Source organism: Buttiauxella sp. (assembly GCF_049686335.1).
In the GTDB taxonomy this organism is placed as follows: Bacteria; Pseudomonadota; Gammaproteobacteria; order Enterobacterales; family Enterobacteriaceae; genus Buttiauxella.
The window spans coordinates 755,946-772,947 of the sequence record NZ_JBAVHX010000004.1 but is presented as its reverse complement, the minus strand read 5'-3'; the positions used below and the strand labels follow the sequence as shown (position 1 = coordinate 772,947).

13 protein-coding genes are annotated in these 17,002 nt (G+C 51.1%); 12 read left to right on the top strand and 1 reads right to left on the bottom strand.

From position 1 onward, the window contains the following. Window positions 1-24: 24 nt before the first annotated feature. The 6 genes from msbA (at window position 25) to WBL83_RS04045 (ending at window position 6,073) form a co-directional block, all read left to right on the top strand. The gene (gene msbA / locus WBL83_RS04070; protein WP_424587919.1) at window positions 25-1,773 is read left to right on the top strand and encodes a lipid A ABC transporter ATP-binding protein/permease MsbA; all 1,749 of its coding nucleotides are present in this window, start codon (window positions 25-27) and stop codon (window positions 1,771-1,773) included. Continuing rightward, window positions 1,770-2,753: a tetraacyldisaccharide 4'-kinase gene (lpxK, locus tag WBL83_RS04065; RefSeq protein WP_424587918.1), complete on the top strand. Its 984-nt coding sequence runs from the start codon at window positions 1,770-1,772 to the stop codon at window positions 2,751-2,753. The genes msbA and lpxK overlap by 4 nt, the downstream gene beginning before the upstream one ends. Window positions 2,754-2,803: 50 nt before the next feature. Then, window positions 2,804-4,039, top strand: coding sequence for a winged helix-turn-helix domain-containing protein (locus WBL83_RS04060; protein ID WP_424587917.1), 1,236 nt, complete (start codon window positions 2,804-2,806; stop codon window positions 4,037-4,039). 46 nt (window positions 4,040-4,085) lie between these two features. Then, entirely contained in the window at window positions 4,086-4,268 is a 183-nt protein-coding gene (ycaR, locus tag WBL83_RS04055; protein WP_034494329.1) for a protein YcaR, read from the top strand. Beyond that, entirely contained in the window at window positions 4,265-5,011 is a 747-nt protein-coding gene (gene kdsB, locus WBL83_RS04050) for a 3-deoxy-manno-octulosonate cytidylyltransferase (protein ID WP_424587916.1), read from the top strand. The genes ycaR and kdsB overlap by 4 nt, the downstream gene beginning before the upstream one ends. 168 nt (window positions 5,012-5,179) lie before the next feature. Next, window positions 5,180-6,073, top strand: coding sequence for a YcbJ family phosphotransferase (locus WBL83_RS04045; protein ID WP_424587915.1), 894 nt, complete (start codon window positions 5,180-5,182; stop codon window positions 6,071-6,073). On the opposite strand, the gene elyC is transcribed toward WBL83_RS04045, so the two are convergent. Then, complete coding sequence (elyC, locus tag WBL83_RS04040) at window positions 6,053-6,829, bottom strand: envelope biogenesis factor ElyC (RefSeq protein WP_424587914.1); 777 nt, start codon at window positions 6,827-6,829, stop codon at window positions 6,053-6,055. The two genes, WBL83_RS04045 and elyC, sit on opposite strands and share 21 nt — an antisense overlap. Before the next feature lie 133 nt (window positions 6,830-6,962). Between elyC and cmoM the strand changes: the two genes are divergently transcribed. From cmoM to WBL83_RS04010, 6 genes are all read left to right on the top strand, one after another. Beyond that, a complete protein-coding gene (gene cmoM, locus WBL83_RS04035) occupies window positions 6,963-7,751 on the top strand; it encodes a tRNA uridine 5-oxyacetic acid(34) methyltransferase CmoM (RefSeq protein ID WP_424587913.1) in 789 nt (262 codons plus the stop codon). Next, complete coding sequence (gene mukF, locus WBL83_RS04030) at window positions 7,744-9,066, top strand: chromosome partition protein MukF (RefSeq protein ID WP_424587912.1); 1,323 nt, start codon at window positions 7,744-7,746, stop codon at window positions 9,064-9,066. Before cmoM ends, mukF begins: the two co-directional genes overlap by 8 nt. After that, window positions 9,047-9,763 (top strand): chromosome partition protein MukE, encoded by a 717-nt coding sequence (mukE, locus tag WBL83_RS04025; RefSeq protein ID WP_424587911.1) that lies wholly within the window; start codon window positions 9,047-9,049, stop codon window positions 9,761-9,763. The genes mukF and mukE overlap by 20 nt, the downstream gene beginning before the upstream one ends. Next, complete coding sequence (gene mukB, locus WBL83_RS04020; protein WP_424587910.1) at window positions 9,760-14,208, top strand: chromosome partition protein MukB; 4,449 nt, start codon at window positions 9,760-9,762, stop codon at window positions 14,206-14,208. The genes mukE and mukB overlap by 4 nt, the downstream gene beginning before the upstream one ends. A gap of 160 nt (window positions 14,209-14,368) precedes the next feature. Continuing rightward, window positions 14,369-16,249 carry a L,D-transpeptidase gene (ldtD, locus tag WBL83_RS04015; RefSeq protein ID WP_424587909.1) on the top strand — a complete coding sequence of 627 codons (1,881 nt, stop codon included), beginning with the start codon at window positions 14,369-14,371 and terminating at the stop codon, window positions 16,247-16,249. A 182-nt stretch (window positions 16,250-16,431) separates the two neighbouring features. Then, on the top strand, window positions 16,432-16,980 hold the full coding sequence (locus WBL83_RS04010; protein WP_424588037.1) for a DUF882 domain-containing protein: 549 nt from the start codon (window positions 16,432-16,434) through the stop codon (window positions 16,978-16,980). Window positions 16,981-17,002: the final 22 nt, after the last annotated feature.

Genomic DNA, 17,002 nt, shown 5'->3' with positions numbered 1-17,002 from the left:
TTTCATCTAATGCTGGTTTACTGAATGCATAACGATAAAGATCTTTCCACATGGCAGACCTTCCGCCGTCTTTGGCCGATGATTGCTCCTTTCAAGCCGGGTCTGATTGTGGCTGGTATCGCGTTAATCCTTAACGCTGCCAGTGATACCTATATGCTGTCTTTGCTTAAGCCGTTACTGGATGATGGTTTTGGAAAAACTGATAAATCAGTGCTGCTATGGATGCCGCTGGTTGTTATCGGGCTCATGGTGCTTCGCGGTGTGACGAGCTACGTCTCCAGCTATTGCATCTCCTGGGTATCAGGGCAGGTTGTCATGAACATGCGTCGTCGCTTGTTCAGCCACATGATGGGGATGCCGGTTGCGTTCTTTGACCAACAATCCACCGGTACACTGCTCTCACGAATTACTTACGATTCTGAACAGGTAGCTTCCTCATCTTCGAGCGCCTTAATTACTGTGGTACGTGAAGGCGCATCCATCATCGGCCTGTTTGTGCTGATGTTCTGGTATAGCTGGCAGCTTTCATTAATCCTGATTGTACTGGCACCTATCGTTTCCTTTGCGATTCGTATGGTGTCCAAACGTTTCCGTAATATCAGCAAAAACATGCAAAACACGATGGGGCAGGTGACCACTAGTGCGGAACAGATGCTGAAAGGCCATAAAGAAGTGCTGATCTTCGGTGGCCAGGAAGTGGAAACTGAACGTTTCAACAACGTCAGTAACCGTATGCGTCGCCAGGGGATGAAACTGGTTTCAGCTTCATCCATTTCTGACCCAATCATTCAGCTTATTGCTTCGCTGGCGCTGGCCTTCGTAATTTACGCGGCGAGTTTCCCGAGTGTGATGGAAACGTTGACCGCCGGTACGATTACCGTGGTGTTCTCTTCAATGATTGCACTGATGCGTCCACTGAAATCACTGACTAACGTCAATGCTCAGTTCCAGCGCGGTATGGCGGCTTGCCAGACTCTGTTCTCTATTCTCGATTCAGAACAAGAGAAAGATGAAGGGAAACGTGTGATTGAACGCGCGAAAGGTGATGTTGAATTCCGTGACGTGACCTTTACCTATCCTGGCCGTGAAGTGCCTGCTCTGCGTAAGATTAACCTCGACATTCCCGCCGGTAAGACCGTGGCATTGGTTGGGCGTTCTGGTTCAGGCAAGTCCACAATCGCCAGTCTGATGACGCGTTTCTACGATATTCAGGAAGGTAACATTACGATTGATGGGGTGGATATTCGTGAATACACCTTGTCCTCACTGCGTAATCAGGTGGCTCTCGTTTCGCAAAACGTTCACTTGTTCAATGACACCATTGCTAACAACATCGCCTACGCGCGTACTCAACAGTACAGCCGTGCCGACATTGAAAATGCTGCACGTATGGCATATGCAATGGACTTTATCAGCAAGATGGATAACGGCCTGGATACGATTATCGGCGAAAATGGCGTCCTGCTATCCGGTGGCCAACGCCAGCGTATTGCCATCGCACGTGCATTATTGCGTGACAGCCCAATACTGATTCTCGACGAAGCAACCTCCGCTTTAGATACAGAGTCAGAACGTGCCATTCAGGCGGCGTTAGATGAACTGCAGAAAAACCGTACATCTCTGGTCATCGCTCACCGCTTATCAACCATTGAACAGGCTGATGAAATTGTGGTGGTCGAAGATGGGCGTATCGTGGAACGCGGTCCTCACGCAGAGTTGATTGAGCATCGCGGCGTTTACGCGCAACTGCACAGAATGCAATTCGGTTCATGATAGAACGCATTTGGTCGGGGAAATCTCCCCTCTACCTTTTGCTGTTACCGCTCTCCTGGCTGTATGGCCTGGTGAGCGGTGCTATCCGTCTTTGCTACCGGCTGGGAATTAAAAAATCGTGGCGTGCTCCGGTGCCGGTCGTGGTAGTGGGCAATCTGACAGCCGGTGGCAATGGGAAAACACCCGTTGTCATATGGTTGGTTGAACAACTACAGCAGCACGGTATCCGTGTTGGGGTGGTCTCCCGTGGTTACGGCGGTAAAGCCGAACAATATCCGTTATTGCTTGATGCAAGCACCACTACATCCCAGGCTGGAGATGAACCGGTACTTATCTATTTGCGTACTGGTGCTGCCGTAGCGGTAGCTCCGCGACGCAGCGAAGCAGTGCAAATGTTAGTGGAAAAAGCACAACCGCAATTGATCATCACCGATGACGGTTTGCAGCACTATGCACTCGCGCGTGACAAAGAAATTGTGGTTGTTGATGGTGTCAGGCGTTTTGGCAATGGCTGGTGGCTTCCTGCCGGGCCGATGCGCGAACGAACAGGTCGTCTGGCTTCTGTGGATGCCGTCATCACCAATGGTGGTGAAGCTCAATCGGGTGAAATCAGCATGACATTGCAGCCAGACGAAGCGGTCAATTTGTTGACGGGCGAACGCCGTCCGGTGCATACACTGGAAAACGTGGTCGCAATGGCTGGTATTGGCCACCCTCCACGGTTTTTCGCGACCTTGCAGCAATGTGGTTTGACTCCGATTCGTACGGTCAGTCTCGCAGACCATCAGACTCTTAGCGAGAGTGACGTAGAAAAATTAGTGCAACCGGGCCAAGCCCTATTGATGACTGAAAAAGACGCAGTCAAATGCCGCGTGTTCTCTGCCGGCCACGATAACTGGTGGTTTTTGCCAGTGGATGCCCATCTGGCTCAACCACAAGCCGATGCGTTATTGCAGTCATTATTGGCGCTGGTGCGATAAACCTCCTTTTCCGCACCAGAATTCGAGTTCGCTAAATACAGGACTCTTTTATGTCCGTACCGCAACTGACTTTACGTGCTGCTCGTCACCTCCATCTCGCGGCGCAAGGCTTATTGCTCAAGCCTCGCCGTCGCTCCAAATCGGCCGATGTTGTCGCGGCGATTAACCGCATGTCGCTGCTCCAGATCGATACCATTAATATTGTCGCTCGTAGTCCCTATCTGGTGTTATTCAGCCGCTTAGGCCAGTTCTCGCAAAGCTGGCTGGATGAAGCTTTGCTCAACGGCGATTTAATGGAGTACTGGGCACACGAAGCCTGTTTTTTACCGAGAAAAGATTTTTCGCTGATTCGTCATCGAATGCTTCATCCCGAAAACATGGGATGGAAATATCGTCCTGAATGGATGGTTGAGCATGCGGAGGAGATTGAAAAACTGCTGGCTCATATTGAGAGCAATGGCCCGGTACGTTCAGCAGACTTTGAACATCCTCGCAAAGGTGAGAGTGGCTGGTGGGAATGGAAACCGCACAAGAAACATCTTGAGGGTTTATTCACGGCCGGGAAAGTCATGGTGATTGAACGGCGCAATTTCCAGCGTGTCTATGATTTGACCTCGCGTGTGATGCCGCACTGGGATGATGAATTGCATCTTATCCATCAGCACGATGCCGAGCAGCAGATGCTGGAAAACAGTGCGCGTAGCCTCGGGATTTTTCGCCCCGAATGGCTGGCTGATTATTACCGCTTAAAGAACATCGCTCTCAAGCCGTTGCTGGCTCAATGGCAGGAAAACGGCAGCGTCATACCGGTAAACGTTGAGGGTATTGGCGAAATGTGGCTTCACTGCGACCAGTTTCCGTTACTGGCTAAAGCCGAACAAAACACGCTGCGTGCCACTCACACAGCAGTGTTATCCCCCTTTGATCCTGTAGTCTGGGACCGTAAGCGTGCTGAAGCGCTGTTTAACTTCTCTTATCGTCTTGAATGCTACACCCCCGCTGAAAAACGCAAATATGGTTATTTTGTTTTGCCATTGCTGCATCAAGGGGCGTTAGTGGGGCGGGTTGATGCAAAAATGCATCGTAAAATAGAAGAGCTGGAAATTATCAGCCTCTATCTTGAGGACGGAGTTAAGCCCAGTCAGTCCTTGTTAAATGGCCTGCACACGGCATTTACTGAATTTGCTCAATGGCAAAATGCTAAGCAAATTCGCCTGGGTAACATCCCGGCGGCATTCGCTTCATCATGGGGTGAAGGTTGGGAAATTAGCCCGGAGGGCGCGTGAGTTATGTTATTCTTTCGTCTTTGATGGCAGCCATTCTGGAGTAACCATGGATCATCGATTACTTGAAATCATCGCTTGCCCGGTTTGTAACGGTAAGCTGTACTTTAATCAGGAAAAACAGGAGCTTATCTGCAAACCTGATCATCTGGCGTTTCCTCTGCGCGATGGCATTCCAGTGCTGCTGGAAACTGAAGCACGAGTTCTGACTTCTGACGAGACTAACCCATGAGTTTTGTGGCAATAATTCCTGCTCGCTTTGCTTCCACACGCTTGCCGGGCAAGCCGTTAAAAGATATTAACGGTAAACCAATGGTGGTCCACGTTCTGGAACGCGCCCGCGAGTCGGGAGCCGATCGCATTATTGTTGCAACCGATCATGAAGAAGTTGCTCGTGCCGTTGAAGCTGCGGGTGGCGAAGTGTGCATGACGCGTGCCGATCACCATTCAGGTACTGAACGCCTGGCTGAAGTTATTGAAAAATATAATTTCAGCGATGATACCGTGATTGTGAATGTGCAGGGTGATGAGCCGATGATCCCGCCGGTGATCATTCGCCAGGTTGCCAACAATTTGGCCAATAGCCAGGCCGGTATGGCTACTCTTGCAGTGCCAATCGACTCTGCAGAAGAAGCATTCAATCCGAACGCGGTAAAAGTGGTGATGGATGCGCAGGGTTATGCGCTGTATTTCTCCCGTGCGACCATTCCATGGGACAGAGACCGTTTTGCCCAGTCACGTGAAATGATTGGCGATACCTTGCTGCGTCATATTGGAATCTACGGTTATCGCGCCGGTTTCATCCGTCGCTATGTGACCTGGGAGCCAAGCCAGCTCGAACAAATCGAAATGCTCGAACAATTGCGCGTGCTGTGGAATGGCGAAAAAATCCATGTTGCCGTCGCGAAAGAGGTTCCGGGTATCGGCGTTGATACGCCTGAAGATTTGGAACGTGTTCGCCTGGCGATGCGCTAACCGCTCTGTCATCCTCTAGAGGACAGAGCGTAAATCACGTTCATTTATTAAAAACCGGCGCAAAATGCCGGTTTTTTTATTATCTCAAGGCATATTGATCTGAGGTGATGACATCCGCTGCCAGCAAGCTCATTATAAAAACACCAGTGTTGTAAGGGGTAATGAGTCATGGAGTTGCTACGCAAGGAACTGAGTCATCTGCTGGGTGAAAAACTAAGCCGGATCGAATGCATTAACGAACAGCCAAACACCGCCCTATGGTCGCTGTATGACAGCGATGGTCATGCGATGTCTTTGCTGGCGAAAAGTTTTAGTACACCAGGTGTTGCAGCGCAACTCGCCTGGAAAATGTCGATGCTTGCCCGCTCCGGCACGGTACGTTTGCCTGTAGTTTACGGTGTAGTGACGCATGATGACACGCCGGGTCCAGATGTGCTTTTAATGGAGCGCTTGCGTGGCGTACCTGTTGAAGCGCCCACCCGTACGCCTGACCGCTGGGAACATCTTAAAGATCAAATCGTGGAAGGGCTGCTGGCCTGGCATCGCGTCGATAGTCGCGGTTGTGTCGGTAACGTCGACAGCACCCAGGAAAATATCTGGCCTTCATGGTATCGGCAGCGTGTCGAAACCCTGTGGGCCACCCTCAATCAATATCCTAACAATGGCCTGACCATGCAGGATCGCCGCATCCTGTTTCGTACCCGCGAATGCTTACCGCGCTTATTCGACGGCTTTAATGATAACTGCGTGCTGGTCCACGGCAACTTTTCGCTCAGTAGTATGCTCAAAGACGGACGCAGTGACCAGTTACTGGCGATGGTCAATCCTGGAATGATGCTTTGGGCACCGCGTGAATATGAAATATTCCGTCTGTATGAACCTGGCCAGTCGGAAAGCCTGCTCTGGCATTATTTGCAGCGAGCTCCGGTTGCGGAGTCATTCTTGTGGCGGCGGTGGGTGTACGTCCTGTGGGATTGCGTCGCGCAGTTGTTACAGTCGGGCCGACTGAATCGACCCGCCTTTGATCTCGCTTCGAAAAACTTACTGCCCTGGATCTCCTGACGATCCTTTTAACCATTGCCACACGCGACCCACACTTTCATAAATGGCGCGATCGCTGTGCATTAACCAAACCGGTGCGGGGATAATTCGCTCCCAGGGGTTAAGAGGCGAGGCGATGGCCAGTTGATTGGCAGGGGCAGGGATCGGATCCAACCCGGCATGTTTAAAGAAAATCATCGCTCGCGGCAGATGGGATGCGGAACTCACCAGTAGAAATGGCTGGTGCCCGATAGTTTTAGCGACCGCTGCCGCTTCTTCCTCAGTATCTTTTGGATCTTCCAGCGTGATGATGTTGGTACGCGGAACCCCCAGGCTTTCTGCCACCCGAGCACCAGCTTCCGCTGTACTAACCGGATTGGTTATCGCACGTGCGCCGGTAAAGATCATTTTTGCGCCAGGATTCGCTTGCCACAGACGAACCGCTTCTGTCACCCGGGGCAAACTATTGTTGATCAGATTGGAACTCGGTGCCCATTCAGGGTTCCACGTATAGCCGCCGCCAAGCACCACGATGTAATCCACTTTTTCGCTACCCCGCCAGGTTGGGTAGGTATCTTCGATGGGCTTGAGCATTTTATCAGCGACCGGCTGCAGGCTAATCAGCAGCAAAACTAACCAACTCACACTTAAGAGTACTTTTGCGCTTTTTTGCCAGCGACTAAACCAAAGCAAGCAAAGCGCAAAGCCCATCATCAATAGCAAAAAGGGTAACGGAAGCAGCAGCCCGCCGATATATTTTTTCAGGATAAAAAGCATGAATTATGGGTCCTTTTTTAGCCATACAGCAGGTAAACGCTGGTGATATTACACCAGACGGGTTCATTCCTGGCGCAGCTGTGCCAAAATAGCGTCTTTCTAAGATGATCCCTTTCCCCATGGAGCCGTACCCGTGCGTGACCGCAATTTTGACGACATTGCTGAGAAGTTCTCAAGCAACATCTACGGTACAACCAAAGGACAGCTCCGCCAGGCCATCTTATGGCAAGACCTTGATGCACTGCTTTCCACGCTGCCCGAAAAATTACGCGTATTAGATGCGGGTGGTGGAGAAGGGCAAACTGCGAGTGGTCTCGCTGAACGTGGCCATGACGTCCTGCTTTGTGATGTTTCTGCTGAGATGATTTCCCGCGCCCAGGCCCTGGCCTGTGAAAAAGGTGTGAGCAGCAACATGCATTTCATACATTCCTCCGCTCAGGATATTGGTCAACATTTGGAAAAGCCGGTTGATCTGATATTGTTCCACGCGGTGCTGGAATGGGTCGTCGACCCACAAGCGGTGCTGAAAACCTTGTGGGACAGCCTTGCACCTGGCGGTGCTTTATCCCTGATGTTCTACAATGCTAACGGCTTGCTGATGCGAAACATGTTTGTCGGCAACTTCGAATATGTTCTTCAGGGTATGAAAAAGAATAAGAGAAAAACACTTTCGCCTGACAATCCGCTGCAGCCAGAACAGGTTTATCACTGGCTGGAGCAAATTGGCTGGCAGATTACCGGTAAAACCGGTGTGCGAGTTTTCCACGACTACTTGCGCGATAAGCACAAACAACGCGATGGTTTTGAGAATTTGCTTGAACTGGAAACGCGTTATTGTCGGCAGGAACCTTTTGTGAGCCTCGGCCGCTATATCCACGTGACAGCAATCAAGCCGCTTGAGCCAAGGAAAAATTATGAGTGATGTTTCCCAGACAGTGCCGGAACTGGTTGCCTGGGCCAGGAAAAATGACTATTCGATTTCGCTACCGACAGAGCGTTTGACGTTTCTGTTAGCGATCGCCACGTTGAATGGTGAGCGACTCGACGGTGAAATGAGTGAAGGTGAGCTGATTGATGCCTTCCGTCACGTGAGTGACGGTTTTGAGCAGACTAGCGAAACCATAAACGTTCGTGCTAATAACGCCATCAATGACATGGTGCGCCAGCGTTTACTTAACCGTTTTGTCAGCGAAATCAACGAAGGCAACGCTATCTATCGCCTGACTCCGCTCGGGATTGGCATCACAGATTACTACATTCGCCAACGTGAGTTTTCGACGCTGCGTTTATCCATGCAACTGTCAATTGTGGCGGGTGAACTGAAACGTGCTGCCGATTCGGCAGATGAAGGTGGTGACGAATTCCACTGGCACCGTAACGTCTTTGCCCCGCTGAAATACTCGGTTGCCGAGATTTTTGACAGCATCGATCTCACCCAGCGCATCATGGATGAGCACCAGCAACAGGTTAAGGATGACATCGCACAGCTGCTGAACAAAGACTGGCGAGCTGCCATTTCAAGCTGCGAAATGCTGTTGTCGGAAACTTCCGGGACACTGCGCGAATTGCAGGACACCCTGGAAGCGGCGGGTGATAAATTGCAGGCAAACCTGCTGCGTATTCAGGATGCAATTCTGGGGCGTGATGACCTGCACTTTGTTGACCGTCTGGTATTTGATCTGCAAAGCAAACTCGATCGTATCGTTAGTTGGGGCCAACAGGCCATCGACTTGTGGATTGGTTACGACCGCCACGTGCATAAATTCATTCGTACCGCTATCGACATGGATAAAAACCGTGTCTTTGCCCAGCGTTTGCGTGTTTCGGTACAGAATTATTTCGATGCGCCATGGGCGCTGACGTATGCCAATGCTGACCGTCTGCTCGATATGCGCGATGAAGAAATGGCGCTGCGCGATGATGAAGTGACCGGTGAACTGCCAGGCTATTTGGAATTCGAAGAATTCAACGAAATCCGCGAGCAACTCGCTGCACTGATCGAAGCCGCATTGCAGGTCTACAAAACCAGACAAGTGCCGCTGGATTTAGGTGTAGTAATGCGGGACTATCTGGCGCAATACCCACGCGCCCGCCATTTTGATGTGGCGAGAATCGTAGTCGACCAGGCGGTACGTCTGGGTGTGGCTGAAGCAGATTTTACTGGCTTGCCGCCACAGTGGCAGGCAATTAACGATTACGGAGCCAAGGTACAGGCGCATGTCATCAACAAATATTGAAAAAGTGATGCCAGTAAAACTGGCACAGGCGTTGGCCAATCCGTTATTTCCGGCACTCGATAGCCAATTACGCTCCGGACGACACGTCGGGCTCGACGAGCTGGATAATCATGCCTATTTGATGGATTTCCAGGATGAACTGGAAGAGTTTTACACCCGCTATAACGTCGAGTTGATTCGCGCCCCGGAAGGTTTCTTCTATTTGCGCCCGCGCTCCACCACGCTAATTCCGCGCTCTGTATTGTCCGAGCTGGATATGATGGTCGGTAAAATTCTTTGTTACCTCTATCTCAGCCCGGAACGCCTGGCAAACGAAGGCATCTTCACGCAGGCTGAACTCTACGATGAGCTGTTAACGCTTGCAGATGAAAACAAGTTACTAAAACTTGTGAATAACCGTTCTACAGGTTCGGATCTGGACCGCCAAAAACTGCAAGAAAAAGTCCGTGCGTCGTTAACCCGTCTGCGCCGCCTCGGCATGATCTGGTTTATGGGCCACGACAGTAGCAAATTCCGTATCTCTGAATCTGTATTCCGCTTTGGCGCCGATGTGCGCGCCGGTGATGACGCGCGTGAAGCGCAATTACGCATGATCCGCGATGGTGAAGCGATGCCGGTAGAGACTCGTTTGCAACTCAATGATGAAACGGAAGAGTCGCAAATTGTTCAGGATAACGCGGAGGATGAACAGGAATGATTGAACGCGGAAAGTTTCGCTCACTAACGCTGATTAACTGGAATGGTTTCTTCGCGCGTACTTTTGATTTAGATGAACTGGTGACTACGCTTTCTGGCGGTAACGGTGCTGGTAAATCCACTACCATGGCGGCGTTTGTCACCGCGCTTATCCCTGATTTAACGCTGCTGCACTTCCGAAACACCACCGAAGCGGGAGCCACATCAGGTTCACGCGACAAAGGCCTGCACGGTAAGTTAAAAGCCGGTGTGTGTTATTCGCTGCTTGATGTGGTCAACTCGCGTCACCAGCGGGTTGTCGTCGGTGTGCGCCTGCAACAAGTGGCAGGCCGCGACCGCAAAGTCGACATCAAACCGTTCGCGATTCAGGGATTGCCGACGTCTATTCAGCCAACGCAATTGCTGACCGAAACGCTTAATGAGCGTCAGGCTCGCGTTCTGAGTCTGCAAGAACTGAAAGATAAAGTGGAAGCCATCGAAGGTGTTCAGTTTAAACAGTTCAACTCGATTACTGATTACCACTCGTTGATGTTCGATTTGGGTATTGTGGCGCGTCGTCTGCGCAGCGCCTCGGATCGCAGCAAATACTATCGTCTTATCGAAGCCTCGCTGTACGGCGGGATTTCCAGCGCCATTACCCGTTCTCTGCGTGACTATCTGTTGCCAGAAAACGGCGGTGTGCGTAAGGCGTTCCAGGATATGGAAGCGGCATTGCGTGAAAACCGCATGACGCTCGAAGCGATTCGCGTGACTCAGTCAGATCGTGATTTGTTCAAGCATTTGATTTCGGAAGCCACTAACTATGTGGCGGCTGATTACATGCGTCATGCCAACGAGCGCCGTATTCATCTGGATAAAGCGCTCGAATTCCGCCGTGAATTATTGACCAGCCGTAAGCAACTGGCTGCGGAACAATACAAACATGTTGAAATGGCACGCGAGCTTGGCGAACACAGCGGCGCGGAAGGCGATCTGGAAACGGATTATCAGGCGGCCAGTGACCACCTGAACCTGGTGCAAACGGCGATTCGCCAGCAGGAAAAAATCGAGCGTTACGAAGCCGATCTCGACGAACTGCAGATGCGCCTCGAAGAACAAAATGAAATTGTTGCCGAGGCCTCCGAGCAGCAAGAAGAAAACGAAGCTCGCGCTGAAGCGGCTGAACTCGAAGTCGATGAACTGAAAAGCCAGCTTGCGGATTACCAGCAGGCGCTGGATGTTCAGCAGACGCGCGCCATTCAGTATCAGCAAGCGTTACAGGCTCTGGAACGTGCGCGTTCACTGTGTCATTTGCCTGACCTGACCGCCGAAAGCGCGGAAGAATGGTTAGAAACTTTCCAGGCAAAAGAGCAGGAAACCACAGAAAAACTGCTGACCCTGGAACAGAAAATGAGCGTGGCGCAAACGGCGCACAGCCAGTTTGAACATGCTTATCAACTTGTTACTGCTATTAATGGCCCGGTCAGTCGCAGTGAAGCCTGGGGCGTTGCGCGTGAATTATTACGTGACAGCAATAACCAGCGCCATTTGATGGAACAAGTTCAGCCGCTCCGTGCGCGTCTCAATGAACTTGAACAGCGCCTTCGCGAACAGCAAGAAGCTGAGCGCATGTTCGCTGAATTCTGCAAGCGTCAGGGCAAACACTTTGATCCTGAAGATCTGGAAGTGCTGCACGAAGAACTCTCAGAACGTATCGAAACCTTGCAGCAGCGTGTTTCTGATGCCAGCGATCAACGTGCAAACTTGCGCCAGGAACAAGAGCAGATTCAGGCACGCACCAAGCGCCTGCTGCTACGCGCACCAATTTGGGTGGCGGCGCAAACCAGTCTCAATCAGCTTTGCGAGCAGAGTAACGAGCAGTTTGAAAGCAGCCAGCAAGTTACCGAATACATGCAGCAATTGCTTGAGCGCGAACGTGATGTCACGGTTGAACGTGATGAAGTGGGTGCGCGTAAACGTGCTATCGACGAAGAAATCGAGCGCCTTAGCCAACCCGGCGGTGCCGAAGACCCTCGTTTAAATGCGCTGGCAGAACGTTTTGGCGGCGTGTTGCTGTCCGAAATTTATGACGATATTAGTCTCGACGATGCTCCTTACTTCTCGGCTTTGTATGGTCCGTCACGTCACGCCATTGTGGTGCCAGATTTATCGCTGGTGCGCGAGCAGCTAGACAACCTGGAAGATTGCCCGGAAGACCTGTATTTAATCGAAGGGGATCCGTCTTCCTTCGATGACAACGTATTTACCGTTGAAGAATTAAACGCAGCCGTTCTGGTGAAAACCGCTGAACGCCAGTGGCGTTATTCTCGCTTGCCTGATCTGCCAATATTTGGCCGTGCGGCGCGTGAGAATCGCCTTGAAAGCCTGCATGCGGAACGTGAAACCCTGGCAGAGCGTTTTGCGACACTGTCGTTTGATGTGCAGAAATCACAGCGTTTACACCAGGCATTCAGTCGTTTCATCGGCCAGCATTTGGGCGTGGCATTTGATGACGACCCGGAAGCTGAAATTCGCCAGCTCAACACCCGTCGTGGTGAAGTTGAACGTGCTATCAGCAGCCATGAAAATGACAATCAGCAGCAACGTCAGCAATATGATCAGGCGAAAGAAGGGGTTGATCAACTTAACCGCCTGTTGCCGCGTATCAGCTTGCTTAATGACGAAACCCTGGCTGACCGTTGTGATGAGATCCGTGAACGCCTCGACGAGGCAGAAGAAGCCGCGCGCTTCCTGCATCAGTTCGGTACTCAACTGACTAAACTCGAAGCCGTGGCATCGGTACTGCAAAGTGACCCTGAGCAATTCGAGCAGTTAAAAGAAGATTACCAGTACGCACAGCAAGTGCAGCGTGACGCCCGTCAGCAGGCGTTTGCGTTGACTGAAGTTGTGCAGCGTCGAGCGCACTTTAGCTACTCTGACTCCGCCGCAATGCTTGATGGCAACAGCGATTTAAACGAGAAATTGCGTAGCCGTCTTGAGCAAGCCGAAGCAGAACGTACTCGCTCCCGTGAAGCCTTGCGTCAGCATGCACAGCAATTAAGCCAGTTCAGCCAGTTAATGGCGTCACTGAAAAGCTCATTTGATACCAAAAAAGAGCTGTTAACCGACCTGCACAAAGAACTGCAGGACATCGGTGTTCGTGCTGATATTGGTGCTGAAGAGCGCGCACGTTCACGTCGTGATGAATTGCACACCGCATTGAGCAATAACCGCTCCCGCCGCAATCAGCTTGAGAAAGCGCTGACGATGTGTGAAGCGGAGATGAGCAACCTGACGCGTAAACTGAAGCAACTGGAACGCAGCTATTTCGAAATGCGCGAGCAGGTTGTGACCGCGAAAGCCGGTTGGTGTGCCGTGATGCGGATGGTGAAAGAGAATGGGGTTGAACGCCGTTTGAATCGTCGCGAGCTGGCATACGTCACCGGTGATGAACTGCGTTCTATCTCGGATAAAGCGTTGGGCGCGCTGCGTCTGGCTGTTGCCGACAACGAACACCTGCGTGATGTGCTGCGTATGTCTGAAGATCCGAAGCGCCCGGAACGTAAGATTCAGTTCTTCGTGGCCGTTTATCAGCATCTTCGCGAGCGTATTCGCCAGGACATTATCCGTACCGATGATCCTGTTGAAGCTATCGAGCAGATGGAGATTGAACTAAGCCGTCTGACGGAAGAGCTGACTTCACGCGAGCAAAAACTGGCGATCAGTTCTCGCAGTGTGGCGAATATCATCCGTAAGACTATTCAGCGCGAGCAAAACCGTATCCGTATGCTGAACCAGGGCCTGCAAAGTGTCTCCTTCGGCCAGGTGAACAGCGTGCGTCTGAATGTGAACGTGCGTGAAACCCATGCGACGTTGCTGGATGTGCTTTCCGAACAACATGAGCAGCATCAGGATCTGTTTAACTCCAACCGCCTGAGCTTCTCTGAAGCATTAGCGAAACTGTACCAACGTCTGAATCCACAGATTGATATGGGTCAACGTACGCCGCAGACTATCGGTGAAGAACTGCTCGACTACCGTAACTACCTTGAAATGGAAGTGGAAGTTAACCGTGGTTCAGATGGTTGGCTGCGTGCAGAAAGTGGCGCGTTGTCGACCGGTGAAGCCATCGGTACCGGGATGTCGATTCTGGTGATGGTGGTTCAAAGCTGGGAAGAAGAGTCGCGCCGTCTACGCGGTAAAGACATTTCCCCATGCCGTTTGCTGTTCCTCGATGAAGCCGCACGACTGGATGCGAAGTCGATTGCCACGCTGTTTGAGTTGTGCGAACGACTTGAAATGCAACTGATCATTGCAGCGCCAGAGAACATCAGCCCAGAAAAAGGCACCACTTATAAGCTGGTCCGTAAAGTGGTTCAGAACCATGAACACGTTCACGTTGTAGGTCTGCGAGGCTTTGCCCCGCCGCTTCCCGAGCCGGTTGCTGACACTTTAGATGCATCATAAAAAACGCGGGCTTCGGCCCGCGTTTCTTTTGTTGATTGTTCTTAATCTTTAATTTTATTTACATTTATACGGGCAATTACTTTTTCCTGTTTATATACTGATATTAAAACCCAGCGACATAAACTGGGGGAAATAGAAAGTGAAAAACAGGGGGCAAGGGATGTTGCTTACAAAATTGCACGGTTTTCGACTGTCAGCGCTTTCATTTGGGCTGGCACTCAGTTTCGCTCCACTGTTTATGGCACATGCAGATGAGCCAGCAGTCGTTCAATCTGACAGCTCTGCGGTGAGCATTGAACCCGCGAGTTCTCCAGACCAGCCATTACCACAATCTACCGCTACCGCTAATATGGTGGGCGTGTTACCACTCAACTCAACAGGCATGTCTGCCGCACAAAGTCGTTCTCAGCTGGTCGCCAGTTTGCCTGCGGGTTACACCCCGGTTTACCTGAATGCGCTCTCGGCGTTCTATGCTGCGCGTGAGATGAAGCCGATGTGGGAGAACCGCGATGCGGTTAAGGCTTTCCAGCAACAGCTTGCTGAACTGGCGATTGCAGGTATTCAGCCACAATTCACCACATGGGTTGAGCTGCTCACCGATCCGTCCGTTACCGGTTTAACCCGCGACATCGTATTATCTGATGCGATGATGGGTTATCTGCAATTTGTTTACGGCATCCCAACGGAAGGCAACCGCTGGTTGTACAGCACCAAACCTTACAAGATGCAAACGCCGCCCATTTCTGTGATTAACCAATGGCAGGTGGCGGTTGACCAGGGAACGCTGGTGAGTTTTGTCGAAACCCTTGCGCCGCAACATCCGCAGTACGCCAAACTGCATCAATCTTTAGTGCATTTGTTAAGTGATTCGCGTCCGTGGCCACAACTGACGGGCCGCGAAACGCTTCGCCCGGGGCAGTGGAGCAATGATACGCCAGCGCTAAGAGAGATTCTGGCTCGTACTGGCATGCTTCAAGCCGAGCCTGCTTTACCGCTTCCTGAACGTGCGGGTTCATCTACTGCCGCCGTTGCCGTTAGCCCCTCGGCTATTCAGTTAGACAGTGAGCAGACCACACAACAGATCCCAGATGCGGTAGCGGGTAAGAAAAAGAAATCGGCTCCAGCGGTGAGAAGTGTTTACAGCAAAGAGCTGGTGGAAGGGGTGAAACGCTTCCAGAAATGGCAAGGGCTGGGTGTTGATGGCTCGATTGGGCAACTCACCCGTGACTGGCTGAATGTGACGCCACAACAGCGTGCATCGCTGGTGGCGTTAAATATTCAACGTTTGCGATTACTGCCGAAGAAACTCGATACCGGCATCATGGTCAATATCCCTAACTATTCCCTGAGCTATTACCTTAACGGCAGTGAAGTCTTGGCTTCGCGCGTAATTGTTGGACGTCCCGATCGTAAAACGCCAATGATGAGCAGCGCGCTCAATAATGTGGTGGTTAATCCGCCGTGGAACGTCCCACCAACACTTGCGCGTAATGATATTCTGCCAAAAGTGCGCCAGGATCCGGGCTATCTCGACCGACACGGTTATAGCGTGCTGCGTGGCTGGAGTAACAATGCCGAATCTATAGACCCGTGGCGCGTGGACTGGGAAACCATCACGGCCAGCAATTTGCCTTTCCGCTTCCAGCAAAAACCTGGCACGCAGAACTCGTTAGGTCGATATAAATTTAACATGCCAAGTTCTGATGCGATTTATTTGCATGACACGCCAAATCACAACCTGTTCCAGAAAGATGCGCGTGCGCTGAGCTCTGGTTGCGTCAGGGTCAATAAAGCGTCTGAACTGGCAAACATGCTATTGCAAGATGCGGGTTGGAACGATGCACGGATTTCCAGCCAGCTTAAAGATGGCAGCACCAAATATGTGAATATTCGTCAGACAATTCCAGTCAATCTCTACTATCTGACTGCATTTGTCGGTGATGATGGTCGGACACAATATCGAACTGATATTTACAATTATGATCTCACCGCGCGATCTGGCGCACAAATCCTTTCAAAAGCTGAGTTATTGATACGGTAAATGCAGCAATTCTAATGAATTAGCGGTCGTAATAATTGTGAAACTCATCCGGGTCCTCTACAGGACCCGGTTTATCTGGGTTTTAGCGTGCCTTGACTCATGTTGTTTTGGCGGTTAAGGTGCGGGCAGTGCGCCTGAAGTGCATATTATTCGATCGTTTATTACATGTAGACCTGGACATCATGGACAAATTTGACGCAAACCGCCGCAAGCTGCTGGCGTTGGGCGGCGTGGCTTTGGGTGCCTCGCTGTTGCCAACACAAGCATTTGCTATGCTATCAACACCGCGCCCGCGCATTCTGACTCTCAATAATTTGCATACTGGTGAGTCATTAAAAGCCGAATTTTTCGATGGTAAAGGCTATATTCAGGATGAATTAGCAAGACTTAATCATTTCTTCCGTGATTATCGCGCGAATAAAATTAAATCCATCGACCCTAAATTATTTGACCAACTTTATCGCCTGCAAGGCTTGTTGGGGACCAACAAACCAGTGCAACTGGTGTCGGGTTATCGCTCTGTGGACACCAATAATGAACTACGCGCTCGCAGCCGTGGGGTGGCGAAAAAAAGCTATCACACCAAAGGGCAGGCAATGGATTTTCATATTGAAGGGATTTCGTTGAGCAATATTCGCAAAGCAGCATTATCTATGCGTGCAGGTGGTGTAGGATACTACCCCAGCAGCAACTTTGTGCATATTGATACCGGGCCACTAAGGCACTGGTAAAACAACGGAATCCGGCGATTGT

Excerpts from the sequence above, each read along its gene's own strand:
- msbA (WP_424587919.1), top strand. The coding sequence starts at position 25 with ATGCATAACGATAAAGATCTTTCCACATGGCAGACCTTCCGCCGTCTT.
- lpxK (WP_424587918.1), top strand. The coding sequence starts at position 1,770 with ATGATAGAACGCATTTGGTCGGGGAAATCTCCCCTCTACCTTTTGCTG.
- WBL83_RS04060 (WP_424587917.1), top strand. The coding sequence starts at position 2,804 with ATGTCCGTACCGCAACTGACTTTACGTGCTGCTCGTCACCTCCATCTC.
- ycaR (WP_034494329.1), top strand. The coding sequence starts at position 4,086 with ATGGATCATCGATTACTTGAAATCATCGCTTGCCCGGTTTGTAACGGT.
- kdsB (WP_424587916.1), top strand. The coding sequence starts at position 4,265 with ATGAGTTTTGTGGCAATAATTCCTGCTCGCTTTGCTTCCACACGCTTG.
- WBL83_RS04045 (WP_424587915.1), top strand. The coding sequence starts at position 5,180 with ATGGAGTTGCTACGCAAGGAACTGAGTCATCTGCTGGGTGAAAAACTA.
- elyC (WP_424587914.1), bottom strand. The coding sequence starts at position 6,829 with ATGCTTTTTATCCTGAAAAAATATATCGGCGGGCTGCTGCTTCCGTTA.
- mukF (WP_424587912.1), top strand. The coding sequence starts at position 7,744 with ATGAGTGATGTTTCCCAGACAGTGCCGGAACTGGTTGCCTGGGCCAGG.
- mukE (WP_424587911.1), top strand. The coding sequence starts at position 9,047 with ATGTCATCAACAAATATTGAAAAAGTGATGCCAGTAAAACTGGCACAG.
- mukB (WP_424587910.1), top strand. The coding sequence starts at position 9,760 with ATGATTGAACGCGGAAAGTTTCGCTCACTAACGCTGATTAACTGGAAT.
- ldtD (WP_424587909.1), top strand. The coding sequence starts at position 14,369 with ATGTTGCTTACAAAATTGCACGGTTTTCGACTGTCAGCGCTTTCATTT.
- WBL83_RS04010 (WP_424588037.1), top strand. The coding sequence starts at position 16,432 with ATGGACAAATTTGACGCAAACCGCCGCAAGCTGCTGGCGTTGGGCGGC.